23 protein-coding genes are annotated in these 20,096 nt (G+C 67.0%); 14 read left to right on the top strand and 9 right to left on the bottom strand.

The features are described from left to right. The first annotated feature begins 47 nt into the window (after nt 1–47). Complete coding sequence (gene msrA / locus ASE72_RS06310) at nt 48–707, top strand: peptide-methionine (S)-S-oxide reductase MsrA (RefSeq protein ID WP_056018016.1); 660 nt, start codon at nt 48–50, stop codon at nt 705–707. Nucleotides 708–711: 4 nt separating this feature from the next. On the opposite strand, the gene pdeM is transcribed toward msrA, so the two are convergent. Further along, nucleotides 712–1,374, bottom strand: coding sequence for a ligase-associated DNA damage response endonuclease PdeM (gene pdeM, locus ASE72_RS06305; protein WP_056018014.1), 663 nt, complete (start codon nt 1,372–1,374; stop codon nt 712–714). Between the two features lie 124 nt (nt 1,375–1,498). Between pdeM and ASE72_RS06300 the strand changes: the two genes are divergently transcribed. Beyond that, the gene (locus ASE72_RS06300; protein WP_056018012.1) at nt 1,499–3,463 is read left to right on the top strand and encodes a potassium transporter Kup; all 1,965 of its coding nucleotides are present in this window, start codon (nt 1,499–1,501) and stop codon (nt 3,461–3,463) included. Nucleotides 3,464–3,499: 36 nt separating this feature from the next. Here ASE72_RS06300 and ASE72_RS06295 read toward each other — a convergent pair whose 3' ends face one another. From ASE72_RS06295 to ASE72_RS06285, 3 genes are all read right to left on the bottom strand, one after another. Beyond that, nucleotides 3,500–4,906 (bottom strand): M20/M25/M40 family metallo-hydrolase, encoded by a 1,407-nt coding sequence (locus tag ASE72_RS06295; RefSeq protein ID WP_082445881.1) that lies wholly within the window; start codon nt 4,904–4,906, stop codon nt 3,500–3,502. Nucleotides 4,907–4,970: 64 nt separating this feature from the next. After that, nucleotides 4,971–5,612, bottom strand: a complete 642-nt coding sequence (locus ASE72_RS06290; RefSeq protein ID WP_056018010.1) for a hypothetical protein — start codon at nt 5,610–5,612, stop codon at nt 4,971–4,973. Further along, nucleotides 5,609–5,890, bottom strand: a complete 282-nt coding sequence (locus ASE72_RS06285; protein ID WP_056018008.1) for a DUF3572 family protein — start codon at nt 5,888–5,890, stop codon at nt 5,609–5,611. The genes ASE72_RS06290 and ASE72_RS06285 overlap by 4 nt, the downstream gene beginning before the upstream one ends. Before the next feature lie 39 nt (nt 5,891–5,929). Between ASE72_RS06285 and ASE72_RS06280 the strand changes: the two genes are divergently transcribed. After that, the gene (locus ASE72_RS06280; RefSeq protein ID WP_056018006.1) at nt 5,930–6,292 is read left to right on the top strand and encodes a response regulator; all 363 of its coding nucleotides are present in this window, start codon (nt 5,930–5,932) and stop codon (nt 6,290–6,292) included. 123 nt (nt 6,293–6,415) lie between these two features. Here ASE72_RS06280 and rpmG read toward each other — a convergent pair whose 3' ends face one another. Next, nucleotides 6,416–6,583 carry a 50S ribosomal protein L33 gene (gene rpmG, locus ASE72_RS06275; protein WP_017977469.1) on the bottom strand — a complete coding sequence of 56 codons (168 nt, stop codon included), beginning with the start codon at nt 6,581–6,583 and terminating at the stop codon, nt 6,416–6,418. Nucleotides 6,584–6,778: 195 nt separating this feature from the next. On the opposite strand from rpmG, the gene ASE72_RS06270 reads away from it, so the two are divergent. From ASE72_RS06270 to ASE72_RS06250, 5 genes are all read left to right on the top strand, one after another. After that, a complete protein-coding gene (locus tag ASE72_RS06270) occupies nt 6,779–7,144 on the top strand; it encodes a hypothetical protein (RefSeq protein ID WP_235532253.1) in 366 nt (121 codons plus the stop codon). A gap of 26 nt (nt 7,145–7,170) precedes the next feature. Beyond that, nucleotides 7,171–7,737 (top strand): TMEM165/GDT1 family protein, encoded by a 567-nt coding sequence (locus ASE72_RS06265; RefSeq protein ID WP_056018004.1) that lies wholly within the window; start codon nt 7,171–7,173, stop codon nt 7,735–7,737. Between the two features lie 99 nt (nt 7,738–7,836). Then, nucleotides 7,837–8,334, top strand: a complete 498-nt coding sequence (locus ASE72_RS06260) for a Dps family protein (RefSeq protein WP_056018002.1) — start codon at nt 7,837–7,839, stop codon at nt 8,332–8,334. Between the two features lie 83 nt (nt 8,335–8,417). Further along, complete coding sequence (locus tag ASE72_RS06255; RefSeq protein ID WP_056018000.1) at nt 8,418–8,603, top strand: DUF1328 domain-containing protein; 186 nt, start codon at nt 8,418–8,420, stop codon at nt 8,601–8,603. Between the two features lie 142 nt (nt 8,604–8,745). Further along, a complete protein-coding gene (locus ASE72_RS06250; protein WP_056017998.1) occupies nt 8,746–10,344 on the top strand; it encodes a cisplatin damage response ATP-dependent DNA ligase in 1,599 nt (532 codons plus the stop codon). Here ASE72_RS06250 and ASE72_RS06245 read toward each other — a convergent pair. Together ASE72_RS06245 and ASE72_RS21095 are read right to left on the bottom strand one after the other, a co-directional pair. Continuing rightward, complete coding sequence (locus tag ASE72_RS06245) at nt 10,331–11,302, bottom strand: glutaminyl-peptide cyclotransferase (RefSeq protein ID WP_082445880.1); 972 nt, start codon at nt 11,300–11,302, stop codon at nt 10,331–10,333. The genes ASE72_RS06250 and ASE72_RS06245 overlap by 14 nt on opposite strands. A gap of 37 nt (nt 11,303–11,339) precedes the next feature. Next, entirely contained in the window at nt 11,340–12,191 is an 852-nt protein-coding gene (locus tag ASE72_RS21095; protein WP_056017996.1) for a cold-shock protein, read from the bottom strand. Nucleotides 12,192–12,577: 386 nt separating this feature from the next. On the opposite strand from ASE72_RS21095, the gene ASE72_RS06235 reads away from it, so the two are divergent. The 6 genes from ASE72_RS06235 (at nt 12,578) to ASE72_RS06210 (ending at nt 18,355) form a co-directional block, all read left to right on the top strand. After that, the gene (locus ASE72_RS06235) at nt 12,578–13,198 is read left to right on the top strand and encodes a ribonuclease D (RefSeq protein ID WP_056017994.1); all 621 of its coding nucleotides are present in this window, start codon (nt 12,578–12,580) and stop codon (nt 13,196–13,198) included. A 1-nt stretch (nt 13,199) separates the two neighbouring features. Next, nucleotides 13,200–13,862: an LPS export ABC transporter periplasmic protein LptC gene (gene lptC / locus ASE72_RS06230; protein ID WP_056017992.1), complete on the top strand. Its 663-nt coding sequence runs from the start codon at nt 13,200–13,202 to the stop codon at nt 13,860–13,862. 5 nt (nt 13,863–13,867) lie between these two features. Then, nucleotides 13,868–14,413, top strand: coding sequence for an LptA/OstA family protein (locus tag ASE72_RS06225; protein ID WP_056017991.1), 546 nt, complete (start codon nt 13,868–13,870; stop codon nt 14,411–14,413). A gap of 145 nt (nt 14,414–14,558) precedes the next feature. Next, the gene (lptB, locus tag ASE72_RS06220; protein ID WP_056017989.1) at nt 14,559–15,353 is read left to right on the top strand and encodes an LPS export ABC transporter ATP-binding protein; all 795 of its coding nucleotides are present in this window, start codon (nt 14,559–14,561) and stop codon (nt 15,351–15,353) included. Nucleotides 15,354–15,357: 4 nt separating this feature from the next. Further along, nucleotides 15,358–16,872 carry an RNA polymerase factor sigma-54 gene (gene rpoN / locus ASE72_RS06215; protein ID WP_056017987.1) on the top strand — a complete coding sequence of 505 codons (1,515 nt, stop codon included), beginning with the start codon at nt 15,358–15,360 and terminating at the stop codon, nt 16,870–16,872. A 61-nt stretch (nt 16,873–16,933) separates the two neighbouring features. Next, nucleotides 16,934–18,355 (top strand): DUF418 domain-containing protein, encoded by a 1,422-nt coding sequence (locus tag ASE72_RS06210; protein WP_082445808.1) that lies wholly within the window; start codon nt 16,934–16,936, stop codon nt 18,353–18,355. On the opposite strand, the gene ASE72_RS06205 is transcribed toward ASE72_RS06210, so the two are convergent. Continuing rightward, a complete protein-coding gene (locus ASE72_RS06205; protein ID WP_056017985.1) occupies nt 18,352–19,374 on the bottom strand; it encodes a ligase-associated DNA damage response exonuclease in 1,023 nt (340 codons plus the stop codon). The genes ASE72_RS06210 and ASE72_RS06205 overlap by 4 nt on opposite strands. A 101-nt stretch (nt 19,375–19,475) precedes the next feature. After that, nucleotides 19,476–20,081: a hypothetical protein gene (locus tag ASE72_RS06200; protein WP_056017983.1), complete on the bottom strand. Its 606-nt coding sequence runs from the start codon at nt 20,079–20,081 to the stop codon at nt 19,476–19,478. Nucleotides 20,082–20,096 lie beyond the last annotated feature (15 nt).

Raw genomic sequence — 20,096 nt, 5'->3', positions numbered from 1 at the left:
TTTACAACGGCTTGGAAATCATCTGTGTGCTCACCACATAGGGTGACATGAAAACGCCCCTCATCGCCACACTCGCCGTCCTCGGTATCGCCGGCGCGGTCATCTCATCCGGGACAGCGCAGGCCGAGCGTGCGGTGATCATCCCGGCGGTCAAGGCGGACGTCGCACCGACGCCCGGGATCCAGACGGCGATCCTCGCAGGCGGGTGCTTCTGGGGGATGGAGGCGGTCTTCGAACATGTGAAGGGCATCAAGGCGGTCACCGCGGGCTATGCCGGCGGGACCAGGGATACCGCAAGCTACGACAAGGTCTCGACCGAGACGACGCGGCATGCCGAGGCGATCCGGATCAGCTATGATCCGCGCGCGGTCAGCTACGGAACGTTGCTGCGCGTGTATTTCTCGATCGCGCACGACCCGACGCAGCTCAACCGCCAGGGCCCCGACAGCGGCACCAGCTATCGTTCCGCAATCTTCCCGCAATCACCGCAACAGGCGAAGGTCGCTCGCGCCTATATCGCACAACTCGACCAGACGCGCGCGTTTCCGCGTCCGATCGTCACCAAGATCGAGGCCGGCAATTTCTTTCCCGCCGAGGCCTATCACCAGAATTTCTTCGACCGGAACCCGACGCATCCGTACATCGTCGCGTGGGACAAGCCGAAGCTCGCGGCATTTCGCGCGGCATTCCCGACGATCGCGAGCTGACGTCCTACGCCGCGATCGGGAAGCGCAACAGCCTATCGGCAACGGGGATCAGCGCCTGCGCGCCCTGGCCGACCGCGCGCATGATCTCCGGGTGATTGGGGTCCAGACCGCCGGTCAGCACGCCGAAGGCAGGCAGGATCAGCTTGGTCTGTGTCGCCACGAAACACCGCCGCGCGACATTCTTGCCGCGTACGCGCAGGCGTAGCTTGGGATGGAAATGGCCCGACAGTTCGGGCCGGTCCTCACCGCGATCCGCCTCGTGCCGCAGCACCAGTCCGTCGACCACCGCCTCGGTGACGACGCGGCCGCCACAGCGGTCGAGGATCTCGGGATCGTGGTTCCCCGTGATCCACGTCCAGTCGGTCGCGCTGGTCAGCCCGCGCAAAAGGTCCTGCGCGCGGTCGGGCAGGCGTGCGCAACCGTCACTGTCGTGGAAACTGTCGCCGAGGCACCAGACCTCGCGTGCGCGTGTCGCGTCGACCACGGCGGTGAGATCCGCGAGCGTCGCGATCGAATCATAGGGCGGCAGCATCTGGCCGGATTTGGCGTACCAGCTCGCCTTCTCGAAATGCAGGTCCGCCACCAGCAGCGCACCGCGCGACGGCCAGAACAGCGCGCCTTGGGGCAACGCCAAAAGCGTATGCCCGCCGAACGAAAAGGGAACCATTCCGCCGCCATGCCGCTGCTCGAGTCGCGAATCAAGCGATTGTGCAGTGCAGGGGTGCGCACTTGCGCATCGCTGCAATCGGCGTAAAGCGCGCCGTCCCTCCATGAGGAGCGCTTCCCGCGCCATGTCGTCCGTCGTCGGAACCCGTGAAATTGCCCCGCCGTCTGCCGCGCACCCCGCGGGGTCATCGCACGCGCATCCCGCGCTGGCGGCGCTGACCGTCGGCGCGATCGGCGTGGTGTTCGGCGATATCGGCACCAGCCCGCTTTATGCGTTCCGCGAGGCGCTTGGCCAGACGACGGCGGGCGGGATCGATGCCAGCGAGATCCTGGGCGTCCTCAGCCTTGCGCTCTGGTCGCTGTTTCTCGTCGTCACCGTCAAATACGTCATCTTCCTGATGCGCGCGGACAACCAGGGCGAGGGGGGCGTGCTCGCGCTCGCCGCGCTTGCACGCCGCGCCCTGGGCGTCCGCTCGAAGATCGCGATCGTGCTGGGCGCGGCCGGCGCGTCGCTGTTCTACGGCGATGCGATCATCACGCCGGCCTTGTCGGTGCTGTCGGCGATGGAAGGGCTGCGCACGATCCCCAGCGCCGCGCACATCTTCAGCGAATCGACCGTGCGGGCGCTCACGATCACGATCCTGATCGGCCTGTTCCTGATCCAGGCGCGCGGGACCGCGCACGTTTCCAAGCTGTTCGGCCCGGTCTGCATCCTGTGGTTCCTCGCGATCGGCGGGCTGGGCGTGTGGCACATCGCCGACGAACCCTCGATCGTGCGCGTCTTCCTGCCCAGTTACGGCGTTGCCTTCCTGATGACCCACGGCGTCACGGGGCTGTTCGTGCTCGGTGCGGTCTTCCTCACGGTCACCGGTGCCGAGGCGCTGACCGCCGACATGGGGCATTTCGGCAAGCTTCCCATCCGCCTCGGCTGGTTCTTCCTCGTCTTCCCGGCGCTCGCGCTCAACTATCTGGGGCAGGGCGCGTTCGCGCTCGCCGCGCTCGAGGATGCGGCGGTGCGCGGCGTGCCGTTCGCCAACCGCGACTGGTTCTTCCTCATGGCGCCCGAAAGCCTGCGCGGTCCGCTGATCATTCTCGCAGGGTTCGCCACCGTGATCGCCAGCCAGGCGGTCATCACCGGCGCATTCAGCCTGACGCAGCAGGCGATCCAGCTCGGCCTGCTCCCCCGGTTGCGGATCCGCCAGACATCGGCGGTGTTCGCGGGTCAGATCTATCTGCCCGCGATCAACTGGCTGTTGCTGATCGGCGTGCTGGTGCTGGTGGTGCAGTTCAAGACGTCGTCGGCGATGGCGGCGGCGTACGGCATCGCGGTGACCGGGACGATGGTCGTGACCACGCTGCTTGCGTACATCGTCGTGCGGCATCGCTGGAACTGGTCGCGCCCGCTCGCGCTCGCCGCGATCCTGCCGTTCCTGACGCTCGACCTGATCTTCTTCGGCGCCAATATCCTGCGCGTGATCGAAGGTGGCTGGGTGCCGCTGGTCATTGCCGCGTCGATCGGCCTGATCATCTTCACCTGGGTCCGGGGGAAACAGATCGTCAGCGCGTTCGAGAAGCGTCAGAGCATCCCGCTCGCCGATCTCGCCGCGGCCCTGGAAAAGCGCCCGCCCGAGCGTGTCGCCGGCACCGCGGTGTTCCTGACCGCCAACCCCTACGCCACGCCAGGTGCGCTGCTGCACAACCTCAAGCACAACAAGGTGCTTCACGAGACCAACCTGATCGTCAGCATTCGCACCGCCGATCGCCCGTTCGTCGACGATTCGCAGCGCGTCTGTACCGAGCGCGTCGACGAGAATTTCTCGGTCGTCGTGCTGACCTATGGGTTCATGGAGTCGCCCGACGTGCCGCGCGATCTGGGCGTTGGCGCGAAGACCGAACAGCTCGGGCTCGATCCGATGCGCACGTCGTTCTTCATCGGGCGCAACACGCTCAAGCCCGACGCGGAAAAGGGCATGCCGCCCTGGCAGGACCGCATCTTCATGTTCCTGCAGCGCAATGCGAGCGACCCGACCGACTTCCTGAAGATCCCGCCCGGCAAGGTGCTGGAACTCGGCGAGCAGGTCACGGTGTAACCGCCCTCTCCCCGCAGGGGAGAGGGGCGCGGCCGGTCATCCCGCGAACGCCTTCACCAGATCGAACAGATAGTCGCGGCCGTCGTACAGCGACTCGACGCGGATGCGTTCGTTGAGGCCGTGGATACCCCCCATGTCCTTGTCGATGAACACGCCGGGCGCGCCGTAGACCGGGATGCCGATCGCCTCGAGGAAGATCCCGTCGGTCGCGCCCGTCGACATCAGCGGCAGGATCGGGATGCCGCGGAAATGCTTTGCCGCGACCTTCGTCACCGGTCCCATGATCTTCGGGTCGAGCGTCGGCGGGATCGCGGTCGGGCGTACCGGCTGGTTCGCCGTCACCGCGACCTTCGTGCCGGCGAGTTCCTTCAGCTTGGCCAGCGTGCCGTCCACCGTCTCGCCCGGAAAGATCCGGCAGTTGATGTTCGCCGTCGCGCGCTGCGGCAACGCGTTCTCGGCATGCCCGGCGCTCAGCAGCGTCGCCACGCACGTCGTCCTGAGCGTCGAATGCATCGCCTTGTCGCGGCTCACGATCGCATCCGCCGCCTTGTCCTCCGGATCGGCGAGCAGCGCGGTGATTGCCGTTCCCATCGCGCCCGGCATCGCCTTGGCGCTGGCCGCGAAGAACGCCCTGGTCGTATCGGTGAACCTTACGGGGAATTCGTAGCCCTGCACCGCCTTCACCGCGTCCGCGAGTTCGTAGATCGCGTTGTCGGGTGTCGGTTGCGAGCTGTGTCCGCCGGGGTTGGTGGCAAGGAACGTGTAGTTCTGCGCCGCCTTCTCGCCGATCTGGATCGCGAGCAGCTGGCGCTTGCCGGTATCGTCGAGCCGCCCGCCGCCGCCCTCGTTGAGCGCGAATTCGGCGGCGATCAGGTCGGGCTTCTCCTTGGCCAGATACTGTGCGCCGTTCCACGCGAACGTGGTCTCCTCCCCGCAGGTGAGCGCGAGCTTGATCGTCCGCTTGGGCGTGTATCCGCCGGTCTTGAACCGGATCATCGCATCGGACCAGATCGCCGCCTGCGCCTTGTCGTCGACCGCGCCGCGCGCGTAATAATAACCACCGTCTTCGATCAACGTGAAGGGATCGCGCACCCAGTCCTCTCGCTTCGCCTCGACCACGTCGAGATGCGCGAGCAGCAGCATCGGCTTGATCGACGCGTCGGATCCCTTGAGCACCGCGACGAGCCCGCCGTCCTTGGGATGCTCGGGGACCGAGAAATAGGTGATGTCGGCATCCGCATAGCCGGCGGCCTTCAGTCGCCCACCGATCTGTGCCGCCGCCTGCGTGCAGCTGCCCGACGACAGCGTCGTGTTGGTCTCGACCAGCTCCTTGTAGAGGCCGAGGAACGCCTTCTGGTCGGGTCGCGACTGCGCCTGTGCCGTCCCGGGCGCCGCCATCGGTGCCGTCAGTATCGCCGCCGTCATCAACCACGCTGTTCGCATCGCCATCCCCTTGCCTGAGCGCGTAGCGTCGCAGGGAATATCGGGGCGCGCAACCGGATTGCCGTCATGCGGGCGGGGGTGTGGGATCCGTGCTGGGGCCCGCGGCGAACTGCGCGACGATCCAGTCGTGCGCGTCACGCCAGTCGTCGATCCGGGCATGCGCTGCGGGTGCCTTGGGCACGGCCGCGGCAAGGACCGGCTCGGCGATCATGTGGAGGCGGTGGACCGCAGGGGCATGTCGCGCGACCGAATCATGGTGCACGGCGAGGTCGTCGACGAACACCGTCACCGGGTTCCCGTATTCGGCAACAAGCCGCGCGACCGGCTCGCCCTTGCCGCCCTGGTTGCATTCGACGCGGTGCGCGATCCCGAATGCCGCGAGCTGTTCGATCCGGGGCAGGCGGCACTGGTCCTGAAGGTTGGTCAGGATGACGATGTCGGTCGTCTCCGCGAGTTGGGCCAGCGCCTCGCGCGCATGCGGCACCAGCGTCTGGCGGTGCATCTCCGCCGGGAAAAACCCCCCGAGCAGCGCCCACATATCCTCGCGAGTCGGCGCGGGGCCGCCATCGCGACGCGTCATGCTGTTCGCGAAATCGCCATGCCCGATCGAGAAGTCGATCTCGTGCGCCTCGTCCAGCCACGTCCCGAAATGCCGGACCATGTGCAGCAGCACTTCGTCGCAATCGCTGATCAGCAGCGGCTTCATGACTCATATCCCGGTTCGAGCGTCATCCGCGCCCGCGCGAGCGTCTCTGGCTTGATCCCGAGGGCTGCGGCACACGCGATCATGTCGGGCTCGTGCGCCTCGAGAAAGCCCAGTACGGCGGCCAGCACCGCGGTCTCGCCCGCGCGGGTGCGCAGGTCCGATGGCTCGAGCCCGGTCACCGACAGCAGCCGAGTCGCGCGGTCGGGCTCGGCCAGGGTCCAGGCCAGCGCACGGAGCGCGAGCGCCTCGGCGTCTTCATTTGTATCGACGCCGCGCATTGCCTATCGTGGTCCTTCTCGAAACGAATGGTGGCTCGCGTGGCAAAGAAGGTGCTCGTTGTCGAGGACAACGAACTCAACCTCAAACTTTTCTGCGACCTCCTGCGCGCGCACGGCTATCTTGCCGAGCCGGTGCGGGACGGGCGGGACGCCGTCGCGCGCGCGCGCGATTTCGCCCCCGACCTGATCATCATGGATATCCAGATGCCGCACGTGACCGGCTACGAGATCATCCTCGAGCTCAAGGCCGACGACGCGCTCCGGTCGATCCCGGTCATGGCGGTCACCGCCTATGCCGGGCGCGAGGACGAGGAGCGGATCCGCGCCGCGGGCGCCGATGCCTATGTTTCGAAGCCGATCAGCCTAGCCCGCTTCATGGAAGCCGTCGGCGCGCTGATCTGATCCATCTTGCCACGCTGGTCCCGGATGAAGGGCGGCGGGATGAACGACAAAAGCCGCGGGTATCGCTACCCACGGCCTTGCGGTCCCATGCAATGCGAACGACGGCAGACGCCGTCGCGCGAATTACTTGATCTTGGCTTCCTTGAACTCGACATGCTTGCGCACGACGGGATCGTACTTGCTGAACGAGAGCTTCTCGGTCTTGGTACGCGGGTTCTTCTTGGTGACGTAGAAGAAGCCGGTGTCTGCGGTGCTGACGAGCTTGATCTTGACGGTAGTCGGCTTGGCCATGAGCCCAATCCTTAAGGCTGAAAATGCTAGGGCGGCAGCACGAATGCCACCGCCCGATCTGTCGCGGCGCATGGCGCAAGCGCGCGGGCAAGTCAACCATATCGCCCGTATTTGCCGCCTTATCATCCCCGAATCGCGACGAGGCGGGTATTTAACCGCATCTTTATCGGCAGGGGTGCATGCTGATATGCAACGATGGAGTCGAAAGGCGGGATCATGGGGATGGCGGGCAAGCGAGTCGCGGAAACAGTCGATCTGGCACCGATCCGCGCCGATCTGGAAGCGCGGATCGCCGCGATCGACGTTCGCGCACCTTATTCCCGCGCCTGCGATCTCGCTCCCGATGTCGACGCGATCCGCCTGATCGCCCACCGCGCCGGCATGAACCCGGCGGTGACGGTCGCGCATTTCATCGATTCGGCGCTGGCGCGGGGCGAACACGGCCCGCTCGTCCATGGCTGGCTGGCGACGCTGAAGGACGCGATCGGCAGCGAGCGACAGGATGTGCAGGCGTGCCATGCGTTTGCCGCGCTTTGCTCCGTACGCCTGTCGGGATCCTGACCTGATCCGATGACGATGCGGTTTCCATGGATGCGCTGATGGCGGCGCTGGTCGCCGCCGCGTTCGCGCAATGTGGCGATCGGACCGCGTGGCTGTCCGCAATTCTCGCCGACCGGTATCGCAGGCCCGGGCTCGTCATCCTTGCCGCGGCGATCGCGCTGCTTGCGGCGAGCGGGCTTGCCGCAGCCGGCGGCGCGATGCTCGCTCCGTTGCTGACGCCCAATGCGCGCCTGCTGATGCTTGCGCTGGCGCTGATGCTGCAGGGCGGGGGCGCGATGCTCACGGTCACCGCCCCCGACCCGTTGCGCGGATGGACGATCGGCCCGGCGGCCACCGCGGTTCTCGGGCTGTTCATCCTGGCGTTCGGCGACGGCCTGCAGTTCATCGTGTTCACGCTGGCCGCCCGGAGCACGATCCCCGCGCTCGCCGCGATCGGCGCCACGATCGGATCGCTGGCCGTGATCATCCCCGCGGTCATGCTCGGCGCGTCGCGGTGGCAGCGTCTGCCGCTCGCGCTGATCCGCCGGGGCACGGGCGCGCTGTTCCTCGTCGCCGGTGCGGTCATGGCGCTCAATGCGCTTCGCCTGATCTAGCGCATCGATCAGACTGAGCCGGAAAGTCGTACGCCTTTTAGCGGACCGTTTCGTGTATCGGATCGTTTACGCAACGATCCTTTGAATCGGAGTCATCCCATGCCGAAGACCAACCCAGCGCTCGACACCCCCACCGATCTCGTCAGCAACAGCACCAAGTCGGTTGCCGACGCGCTGAACGCGGCGCTCGCCGATTGCTACGCGCTGTATCTCAAGACGAAGAATTTCCACTGGCACATGTCGGGTCCGCACTTCCGTGACTATCACCTGCTGCTCGACGATCAGGCCGCGCAGATCCTCGGCGTGACCGACGCGATCGCCGAGCGCGTCCGCAAGACGGGCAATACGACGCTGCGCTCGATCGGCGATATCTCGCGGCACCAGTCGATCTCGGACAACGACAAGGACTTTGTCGGCCCGACCGAGATGCTCGCCGAGCTTCGCGAGGACAATCTGCGGCTCGTCGAGCAGTTCCGCGTCGTCAAGGACGCCTCGGACGAAGCCAAGGACAATGCGACCAGCGGGATCGTCGACGAATGGACCGATCACGCGGAGGAACGCGCATGGTTCCTGTTCGAGGCCAGCCGCAAGGGCTGATCGGCTCGCCGCGACGGCGTCCCCAAGCGCGGGCCGGAACCGATGCGAATTAACATGATTTAGCTTTCAACAGGAGATTGAACATGTTGAAGCTTGCCGTCACGTTTCTCGTCATTGGCCTGGTCCTCGCGCTGCTTGGCTTCGGGGGCGTCGGCGGCGCCTTTATCGGCATCGCGAAGATCCTGTTCTTCATCGCGATCGCGCTGTTCGTCGTTTTCCTCGTGCTCGGCCTGCTCGCCGGCAAGGGGATCAAGAACGCGATAGACTGACACGGTGCGGCCTGGTGCCGAACCGTGGACCAAGGACGGGAAGGCCCTCGCTGACGCGGGGGCCTTTTTTCGTTGTGGGCGTCCCGTCGCTCGACCCATCGCGATCCTGGAGCGCAGCGGCCATGCCGAGCGTTGAGGCTTCATGCACGCCTTCGCCGCCCTGCTCGACTCGCTCACCTACACGCGCTCGCGCAATGCGAAGCTGAAGCTGATCGGCGATTATCTGCGCAACACGCCCGATCCCGACCGGGGCTGGGCGATGGCGGCGCTGACGGGCGACCTCGACATTCCCGGGATCAAGTCGGCGGTCATCCGCGCGCTGATCGAGGCGCGCGTCGATCCCGTCCTGTTCCGGATGAGCCGCGATTATGTCGGCGACACCGCAGAGACGGTCGCATTGCTGTGGCCGGAGCCGGTGACGCCGGTATCGGCCCCGCCGCTGTCGATCTCGCAGGTTGTCGACCGGCTCATGCAGGTCTCGCGTTCCGACGCGCCGGCAGCGCTCGCCGAGATGCTCGATCAATCCGACCCGGAGGAGCGATTCGCTTTGCTCAAGATGGCGACGGGCGCGCTGCGGATCGGCGTCTCGTCGCGGCTGGCCAAGACCGCGCTGGCGGAGACGTTCGGTCTGGACGTCGATGCGGTCGAGGAGGTCTGGCACGGCCTCTCGCCTCCCTATGCGACGCTGTTCGCCTGGGCAGAGGGCGAGGGCGCGCAGCCGACCCCGGCCGACGTCCCCGTATTTCGCCCGTTCATGCTCGCACACGGGCTCGAGGACCTGCGCGTCGATCTCGCGGACTATGCCGCGGAATGGAAATGGGACGGCATCCGCGTCCAGATCGTCCATGTCGCCGGGCAGACGCGCCTGTACAGCCGGACCGGCGACGACGTCACCGCGAGCTTTCCCGACATTGCGGGCGCGTTTGCGACCTCCGCGACCATCGACGGCGAACTGCTCGTGAAAGGCGAGCATCAAGGCGGGACGCTCGAGGAAGGTGGCGGGGCGGCGAGCTTCAACGCGTTGCAGCAGCGCCTCGGACGCAAGACCGTGTCGGCGAAGATGCTTGCCGACTATCCCGCCTTCGTCCGCGTCTACGACCTCCTGATCGACGATGGCGAGGATCTGCGGGCGCTTCCCTGGACCGACCGGCGCGCGCGGCTCGAGGCGTTCATGCCGCGCCTCGACCCCGACCGGTTCGACCTCAGCCAGGTCATCGAGGCAAAGGATTTCACCGGGCTGGAGGTCGTCCGGGCGGGGGCGCGCGACTCGGCGATCGAGGGCGTCATGCTCAAGCGGCGCGATTCGCCCTATGTCGGCGGGCGCCGCGCGGGGCTGTGGTACAAGTGGAAACGCGATCCGCTGACCGCCGACTGCGTGATGATGTACGCGCAGCGCGGGAGCGGTCGGCGGTCCTCCTATTATTCCGACTATACCTTTGGATGCTGGACCGAAGACGGCGAACTGCTGCCCGTCGGCAAGGCGTATTCGGGGATAACCGACGAGGAACTGCGCATGCTTGACTCGTTCGTGCGCAAGAACACGCTCAACCGCTTCGGCCCCGTCCGCGAGGTCGAGAAGACGATGGTGCTCGAGATCGCGTTCGATTCGCTGCACGAGTCGAAGCGGCACAAGTCCGGGGTGGCGATGCGCTTCCCGCGTATCGCGCGGATCCGGACGGACAAGCCCGCGGCGGAGGCGGACCGGATCGATACGCTGCGGCGCATGATCATCGACGGATAGCGCTGCCCTCGTCGGCCTCGTCGATCGTGATCTCGAACAGCGTCGGCCACAGCTTGCCGGTGACGAACAACCGCTTGCGCTGGGCGTCCCAGGCAATGCCGTTGGGCACCGCATCGCGGTCGGCCGCGCCGATTTCCTTGACCAGCGGGCGCAGGTCGATGATCGCGTTCACCTTGCCGGTGCCGGGGTCGATCCGTACGAGAAAGCCGGTCTGCCAGACATTGGCGAGGATCGCGCCGTCGACATATTCGAGCTCGTTGAGCTGCGACACCGGACGCCCGTCGATCGTCACCGCGATGCGGCGACGTTCCGCCAGCGTGGTGGGATCGCGGACGATCAGCGACGACGAGCCATCCGACTGGATCAACGTCTCCCCGAGCGTCGTCATGCCCCAGCCTTCGCCGCTATAGCGGTTCGTGCCCTTGGGGGTCAGGCTACGCACGTTCCAGCGATGCGCGATGCCGTCATGCCATGTCAGGCTGATCAGATCGCCGTTCCACAGCGCGAGACCCTCGCCGAACTGACGCGAATCGATCGCCTGCTTCTTGAGCACCCGCCCGTCGGCGAGGCGGACGCGCCGGACGTCGGACATCCCCTCCTTGCCCGTGCTCTCGAACAGCGTCCCGTCATGCCACAACAGCCCTTCGGTGAACGCGGTGCGATCATGCGGATAACGGGCGACGACGCGGACGGACAGGATCGGGACTGGACCGGCCGCTGGGCGGGCGGGCTCTTGGCTAGTCCTCGGGTTCGCCGCTCGTGCCGCTTGCGGCGCAGCGACAGGTGCGTTCGTCCGGCCGGGACGATCCGTGACCGGCTGGCCGACGGCCACGCCCGACTGACGACTCTCGTCGAACCCGCGCGCGGCCGCGTCTGCCGGCAGGGAAGGGGCACAAAAGAAAGCGGCCGGCCCCGCGAGTGCGAGACCGGCCGCGATCACATACCGTTCGATCGTCATGCGTGTCCGAAAACCGCGCTGTTCGACCGAATCGTTATCAGCCACCTGCGCTCAGGTTGACGGCTGCGTACTTGCCGCGGCGATCGACCTCGAGCTCGAACTCGAGCTTGTCGCCCTCGTTCAGCGTCGCCATGCCGGCACGCTCGACGGCCGAGATATGCACGAATGCATCGGGCTGGCCATCGTCGCGCTGAATGAAGCCGAAGCCCTTCATCGCGTTGAAGAACTTGACGGTGCCCGTCGCCTTCTCACCGGTCAGCTGGCGCTGCGGTGCGCCGCCTGCACCACGATCGCCGCCACGGGGGGCGCCATGGCCTTCGTCGCGATCACGCGGGGGACCACGATCGGTAACGGCCATCGGCTCGCCATCGATCTTCAGGTCAGTCGCCGAGATGCGGCCACCGCGGTCGACGAGCGTGAAGCCGAGCGGCTGACCCTCTGCGAGTGCGACCATGCCGGCCTGCTCGACTGCGCTGATGTGAACGAACACGTCCTCGCCGCCGTCATCACGCACGACAAAGCCGAAACCCTTCTGCGCGTTGAAGAACTTTACGACGCCAGTGCCCTCGCCGACAACCTGCGGGGGCATGCCACGACCGGCGCCACCGCCGCCGCCGCCGCCACCAAAGCCGCCGCCACCGCCGCCGCCGCGGTATCCACCGCCGCCACCGCCGCCGCCGCCGAAGCGATCACCGCCGCCGCCGAAGCTGCTGCCGCCGCCGTAGCTGCTGCCACCGCCGCCGCCATAGCTGCTGCCGCCGCCGAACCGGTCGCCGCCGCCGCCGAAGCTGCTGCCGCCGCCGAAATCGTCGCTGCCGCCGCCGAAGCTGTCACGCTTGTCGCGGCCACGCCCGCCACGGTTCCCGCGGCCACCTTTATCGAAACCCATAAGCCCTGATCGTCTTCCCGGTTCGCCCGCAAAATCTCTCCAGAAAACCGGCGTGTCCGGACGACGAACGCGGGCCTTCGGGCGCGAAACCTTTTGCGCCGTGATCGAGGCATAGCGCAAAAATCAAGTCACCGCGAACAGAATCTTGTGGGCAATTCTATCATCGACCAGCATCACGGCGAAAGAGAGGCATCGGACGGCAGTAGGGCATTCGCGGTCGACCGGTTCGTGCAGGCCGGCTCTGGGCAGGGCGTCTGGTGCGTCATCGCCAGGCGCTCGCAAGCGCTTCGGATCAGGGGTTTGTCGGCCATTGGCGTGGCTGTGCGTCGCAGGGGGATGACCGCATACCCATTGAGCGGCGCGGCGACCCCCGCTAGGGCCGGGGGATGACAGTTCATCTTCATGAGGGCGATATCCCGTCCGGGATCTTCGCACCCGGCGCCTCGATCGCGGTCGATACCGAGACGATGGGGCTGATCACGCCGCGGGATCGGCTCTGCGTGGTCCAGCTTTCGGATGGCGGGCCGGATGAGCATCTCGTCCGATTCGCGGCCGACAGCGACTATGCCGCGCCCAATCTCAAGGCGCTGCTGAGCGACCCCGAACGGCTCAAGCTCTATCATTTCGGGCGGTTCGATATCGCCGCGATCCAGCATTATCTGGGCGTCGTCGCCGCACCCGTCTATTGCACGAAGATCGCGTCGCGGCTGGTGCGGACCTATACCGACCGGCACGGACTGAAGGAACTCGTCCGCGAGCTCCTCGGCCAGGACGTCTCGAAGCAGCAGCAATCGTCCGACTGGGGCAGCCCCGTGCTGAGCGAGGCGCAAAAGGATTATGCCGCGTCCGACGTCCGTTTCCTCCACCGCATGAAGGAGGAACTCGACCGCCGCCTGATTCGTGAGGGCCGGATGGAACTCGCGCAGAGCTGCTTCGACTTCCTGCCGACGCGCGCGGCGCTCGATCTCGCCGGATGGCCCGAGATCGATATCTTCGCGCACGCCTGAGATGGTGCGGACGCCACGTCCTGCCAGCGGGCCGTCGCGACGGCCGGTGCGGTCGCCGCGGCAGGTCTGGGCGGCGCCGGGCAGCCGCCACGACCGCGTCGTCGGCCTCGCACGCATCGGCCTGCCGACCGCGATCGGCGTGCTGACCGCGTTTCTGGTCATGGCGCCGCTGACCGCGGGCGGCGACGTGTCGTTCGTGCTCGACAAGAACAAGGTCGAGGTCGCGCAGGAGCGGATGAAGCTCCAGGCCGCGCAATATCGCGGACAGGATTCGAAGGGGCAGGCGTTCTCGCTCGATGCCGGATCGGCAATCCAGAAGAGCTCCGCCGAGCCCGTCGTCGACATGACGCGTCTGAGCGCGCTGCTGCAGCTTTCCGACGGTCCTGCCACGGTGAAGGCGAACACCGGGCGCTACGACATGGACACCGAGAAGGTCCGTCTCGACGGTCCGCTCAACGTCACCGCACCGCGCGGTTACGACCTGCGCACGACCAATGCGACGCTCGATCTGCGCGCGCGGACGATGGAAAGCGGGAGCGCAGTGACGGGCACCGTGCCGCAGGGGCGGTTCAGCGCGAACAAGCTGCACGCCGACCTTGAGGGACGAACCGTCAGGCTTGATGGCAATGCCCGCTTGCGGATCGTGCCGCGAGGGCCGAAATAGCGGCCATGCGCGCCCTTCATGCCCCCACCCTCCTGATGCTCCTGGCATTCGCCGCAACCGGCGTCTCCGCGCAGCGTGCCCATAATTCCAACGCGCCGATCGACTTCGGCGCCGATCATATCGAATTGCAGGACAAGGCCAATCGCGCCGTGCTGAGCGGCAGCGTGTCGGTCAAGCAGGCCGACATGACGCTCAATTCGGCGCGGATGACGGTCGCGTATACGGGCGAGGTGATCGGCGGCAATCCGCAGGTCTCGCGGCTCGACGCGTCGGGCGGCGTCACCGTCCGGCGCCCGGACCAGACCGCGAAAAGCCAATATGCGATCTACGATCTCAACCAGCGCGTGATCACGATGCTGGGCGCCGTCACGCTCACCCAGGGCGGCAACACCGTGAACGGGGGGCGTCTGACGATGAACCTCGACACGGGCCGTGCGGTCATCGACGGATCGTCGGTACGCGGCAGCAATGGCGCGGCGGCGAGCGGCGGTACCGTGACGCAGACCGGCGGCCGCGTGACCGGGACCTTCTCGGTCCCCAAGCGCAACTGATCGATTCGCCCGGCATGACATGGCTTTCGCGATCGAAGACCGGGCTCTCGCGATCGAAGACCGGATTGACGCTTTCCGTTTCCCCGCTGTCGAGGCGCACCGTTCCCGTTTCTGCCGCTCCCTTATTATCTGAAGGCCGATCTTGATGGATGCCTCCACGCTGCCCCCGATCGACAACGCCGGCGCGCACGGCGAGCCGATCGTCGAATCGCCGGTGGTCGACGGCCTTCAGGTCGTGTCGATCGCCAAGTCCTACGACAAGCGCACGGTGCTGACTGACGTCTCGGTGTCGGTCGGGCGGGGCGAGGTCGTCGGGCTGCTGGGGCCGAACGGCGCGGGCAAGACGACGTGCTTCTATTCGGTGATGGGACTGGTGAAGCCCGATTCGGGCCGCATCATGCTCGACGGCGAGGACATCACGCGGTTGCCGATGTACCGGCGCGCGATCCTCGGCCTGGGCTATCTGCCGCAGGAGACGTCGATCTTTCGCGGGCTGACGATCGAGAAGAACATCCTCACGGTGCTCGAGCTCGCCGAACCCGACAAGGCCGAGCGTCAGCGCAAGCTCGATACGCTGCTCGACGAATTTGGCCTGACGCGGTTGCGGACCTCGCCCGCGATGGCGCTGTCGGGGGGCGAACGCCGCCGCGCGGAAATCGCACGCGCGCTCGCCGCCGAGCCGTCGATCATGCTGCTCGACGAGCCGTTCGCGGGGATCGACCCGATCTCGATCGCCGACATCCGCGATCTGGTGAAGGATCTGAAGCGGCGCGACATCGGCGTGCTGATCACCGATCACAACGTCCGCGAGACGCTCGACATCGTCGACCGCGCCTACATCATCTATGACGGTCGCGTGCTGTTCTCGGGCAGCCCTGCCGAGCTCGTCGCCGACGCGAACGTTCGCCGCCTGTATCTGGGCGAAGGCTTCTCGCTCTAGTGTCATGAGCCTCGCGCCTCGCCTGGACATTCGCCAATCGCAATCGCTGGTGATGACCCCGCAATTGCAGCAGGCGATCAAGCTGCTGGCGTTGTCGAACCTCGAGATCGAGGGGTTCCTGGCCGAGGAGATCGAGCGAAACCCGCTGCTCGAGGCGGGCGCAGCCGACGATGGCGACGGCCCCGATCGTGAGCCGGGCCAGGAGCCGGCGCCCGAGACGCCGCGCGACGAACGCGTCGCGGCAGACGACCTCGTCTCGGGCGCGGCGGGCGGCGATGAGCCCGCGCTCGACGTCGACTATGCGACCGAGAGCCATCAGCAGGACAGCGTCGCCGATGGCGGCAGCGGGATGGACGGCGCGCTGTCGATGACCGGTGCCAGTGCGGGCGGGGCAGGGGGCGAGGACGGTCCCGATCTCGACGCGTTTGCCGATACCGGGCTCAGCCTGGCCGATCACCTGATGGCGCAGGCAGGCCCAGCGATCGCCGCGGAGGATGCGTTCATCGCCGCGCATCTGATCGATCAGATCGACGAGGCGGGGTATCTGACGGCCCCGCTCCTAGACATGGCGACGCGGCTCGGCGTGCCGCTCGCCCGTACCGAGCATGTTCTCGCGATCATCCAGACGTTCGACCCGACCGGCGTCGGCGCGCGCGATCTCGCCGAATGCCTCGCGATCCAGGCGCGCGAGGCCGACCGCTACGATCCGTGCATGGCGCGGCTGATCGACAATCTCGACCTGCTCGCCCGCGGAGAACTTGGTCGGTTGAAGCGGATCTGCGAGGTGGACGACGAGGATATCGCCGACATGATCCGCGAGCTTCGCGGCTATGATCCGAAGCCCGGCTGCCGGTTCGGCGGCGAGCCGAGCCAGGCGGTGGTCCCCGACCTGTTCGTCGCGCGGACCAAGGCCGGGTGGGCGATCGAGATCAACGCCGCGACGCTGCCGCGCGTGCTCGTCAATCGCAGCTATTATACCGAATTGGCGAGCGGGCAGCAGGACAAGGCGTCGAAGGCGTGGCTCAGCGACTGCCTCGCCAGCGCGAACTGGCTGGTCAAGGCGCTCGACCAGCGACAACGGACGATCATCAAGGTCGCGACCGAGATCGTGAAGCAGCAGGAGGCGTTCTTCCTCCACGGCGTCGCGCACCTGAAGCCGATGACGCTGCGGATGGTGGCCGATGCGATCGAGATGCACGAATCGACGGTCAGCCGGGTCACGAGCAACAAATACGTCTCGTGCGCGCGCGGCCTGTACGAACTCAAATATTTCTTCACGTCGGCGATCCAGTCGGCCGACGGCGGCGACGCGGTCTCTGCGCAGGCGGTCAAAAGCGCGATCAAGGCATTGATCGCAAACGAGGGTGCCAAGATCCTGTCGGACGACACGCTGGTCGAACTGCTCGACGGCAAGGGCTTCGACATCGCCCGGCGGACGGTCGCGAAATACCGGGAGTCGCTTGGAATCGGCAGTTCGGTACAACGCCGCCGCGCGCGCACGCTCGAGGGCACCGGCTGACGCTTGCCTTCTTCCGGCATCGGCGTAGCGTCGCGGCGTCATCACGGGGGGGCCCAGACCGATGAACGATCAGACTGCTGGTAGCGCCGCCGCCGACGATGCCGCCGACTTCACGCACGCCGGACAGGCGATCGGCGGGACCTCGCCGGCGATGACCGCGGCGGAGCCCGATGGCGCGCCGCGGATCGCGGTCCTCGACATCCTGCGCGGGATCGCGATCCTCGCCATCCTGTTCATGAACATCAACGACATGGGCGGCTCGCTGTTCGCGTCGTTCGACGATGTCCGTCATTTCGGCTGGGCGAGGCAGGATCAGGTTGCGTGGTGGTTGCGCGAGGTGATCGCGAACGGAACCGCGCGCTGCATGCTCGAGATGCTGTTCGGCGCCGGGATGGTGATCCTGACCGATCGCGTCGCGCTGGCGGTCGGCACGCGCGTCGTGATGAAGCGTTATTATGTCCGCAACCTGCTGCTGTTCGCGTTCGGGCTCGTGCACATCTTCATCCTGCTGTGGCCCGGCGACATTCTGCACACCTATGGCATTGCGGCGCTGGTCGCGTTCCTGTTCCGCCGGCTCCGTCCGCGCCTGCTCATCGTGTTCGGGATGGCCGCCGCGGTGCTGCAGTTCGCGGGCGGGACCTATGGCTATGTGTCGACGGTGCAGACGCAGGCCAGGGTGGCGGCCATCGAAGCCGCGCGCGGTGCGGGGCGGCCGGTCGAGGCCGCGGACCGGGCGTTTCTCGCCAAGATCGCCAAGAACAAGGCCGCGCGCGCGAAGAGCAAGGCCGAGGACAAGGCCAGGATCATCGCCGAGGACAAGGCGCGGACGGGCAACTTCAGGACATGGGCGGCCTATCAGTGGAGCGTCACCGCGTACCTCGAAAGCCGCGGGCTCGAACTGCTGTTCGTCTGGGAGGCCGCCGGCGTGATGCTGATCGGCGCGGCGCTCTACAGGCTTGGCATCCTCCAGGGCAGCCGCTCGCGGGCCTTCTACTGGCGGATGACGGTGATCGCCTACGGTGTCGCGATCCCGTTGCGGATCATCGGTGCCGCCGAACAGATGCGATTCGACACCAGCGCCAAGACGCTGTGGGCGACGACGGAAATCGCGCGCCAGGCGATGACGCTCGGTCATGTCGGCGCGGTCAATTTGCTGGTGGGGACGCTTGTCGGGGCACGGCTGTTGCGCCCGTTCGTCGCAGCGGGCCGGACCGCGCTGTCGATCTATGTGCTGCAGACGATCGTCGGACTGTGGATCCTGTTCCCGCCGTTCGCGCTCGGTCTCTACGGCCGGCTGGGCTGGGCGGAACTGATGGCGACCGCGCTGGTCATCGACATGGTGCTGCTGTGGCTGGCCAATGCGTATCTGAAGCGCTTCACGATCGCCCCCGTCGAATGGGCGTGGCGGTCGCTGATCGAGCGACGCAGGCTGGCCTGGCGCAAACCCCGCGCCGAGCCCCGGGGACGCCTCGAGCCCGCCTAGTCGTCCTCGTCCTCGAACCCGACGAGCGCCAGCGCACGCGCCTTGATCTGTCGCGTCATGCACCAGTGGATCAGCGCGTCGTCGCGCCCATGCGTCACCCAGACCTCGCGCGGCGCGATCTCGGCGAGCGTCTCGGTCAATTCGTCCCAGTCGGCGTGATCGCTGAGGATCAGCGGCAGTTCGACATTTTTCTGCCGCGCGCGTCCGCGCACGCGCATCCAGCCGCTCGCCATCGCGGTGATCGGATCGGGCAGCCGTCGCGACCAGCGATCGTTGAGCGCACCCGGCGGGCACATCACGACATGCCCCGCCATCTCCGCCTTCTTCGCGTCGGCGACGGGGCGCAACTCGCCCAGCCGCACGCCATGCTCGGCATACAGGTCGCACAGCCGTTGCAGCGCGCCGTGGATATAGATCGGCGCTTCGTGCCCGCGTTCGCGCAGTTCGCAGATCACGCGCTGCGCCTTGCCGAGTGCATAGGCGCCGACGAGCACGCAGCGTTCGGGATTGGCGTGGAGCGCGGTGATCAGCTTGTCGATCTCGTCGCCCGTGTCCGGGTGCCGGAACACCGGCAGGCCGAACGTCGCCTCGGTGACGAACACGTCGCATTTCACCGGCTGGAACGGGACGCAGGTCGGATCGCTGCGGCGCTTATAGTCGCCCGACACGACGACGCGTTCGCCGCGATAGTCGAGGATGATCTGCGCCGAGCCGAGCACATGCCCCGCGGGCACGAAGCCGATATCGACCCCGTCACCTGCGCCATCTGCTCCGCCCCCCATCCGGATCGTCTCGCCATATGCGACCGGGTGGCCGGTTTGCGGACCATAGCGCGCGTCCATGATCGCCAGCGTCTCGGGCGTCGCCCAGACCGCCGCGTGCCCCCCGCGCGCATGGTCCGCATGGCCATGCGTCACGAGCGCCTTCGCGCTGGGGATTGAGGGATCGATCCAGGCATCGATCGGCTTGACCAGGATGCCGTGCGGATGCGGTTCGAGCCAGTCGCCGAGTCTTGCCATGGGGCTAGTACGCGCGAGCGAGGCGGTGGTGCCGTCGGCTCTGCGCCCGGCGACCGGCGATGATCAGGCGACCGCGCGGATCGGCGCGCGCCGCCGGCCGATCAGCGCCGCCGCCCGATCTTGATCGTCGCCAGAATGGCATCCATCCGTGCCGCGGCGACGGCCTGTGGCGGGGCATTGCGCCGCGGCGGCGGGGCGGCCGCGGCCGAATAGGTGACGCGGTCAATCGCATAGCAGGCGCCGTTGACCACGGTGCGGAAATTGGTGGCGCGGATCGCTTGGCTCATCCCGGCATCGCCGTTCGCATACACCGTCCAGCGATGGCCGCCGAGCATCCGGTCGGGCAACCGTCGCCCGCTGCCCGACCGCGTGCCCGCGGTGCCGCATGTGGCGATCACGGTGGCGCTGCGGCTGAAACCGACCTGGATCATCTCGGTCACCTGGCCCTGGCCGTCGGTCGGCTTTGCAACCTGCCAGAACCGGACCACGCCGACGCCGCGCCCGACCGGCGTCCCGTCCCACATCAGCCGCCAGCCCGCGCTCATCAGCGCGCGTCCGGCGAAATTCCGCGTCGGCTGCAGGCTCGAGGGATGGCTCAGCCGTATCAGTCCGCCCGCGCCGATGAACGACTGCGACGCCGCGGTCGCATTCGCCAGCGGCAGCAGCGCGAGGAGGGGCAGGGGCAGAAGGTAGCGATAGAGCGACACCAGGAGCCTTTCGTT

The sequence above is a fragment of the Sphingomonas sp. Leaf20 genome (assembly GCF_001421535.1).
Taxonomy (GTDB): Bacteria; Pseudomonadota; Alphaproteobacteria; order Sphingomonadales; family Sphingomonadaceae; genus Sphingomonas.
This window is presented reverse-complemented; position numbering and strand designations above follow the sequence as displayed.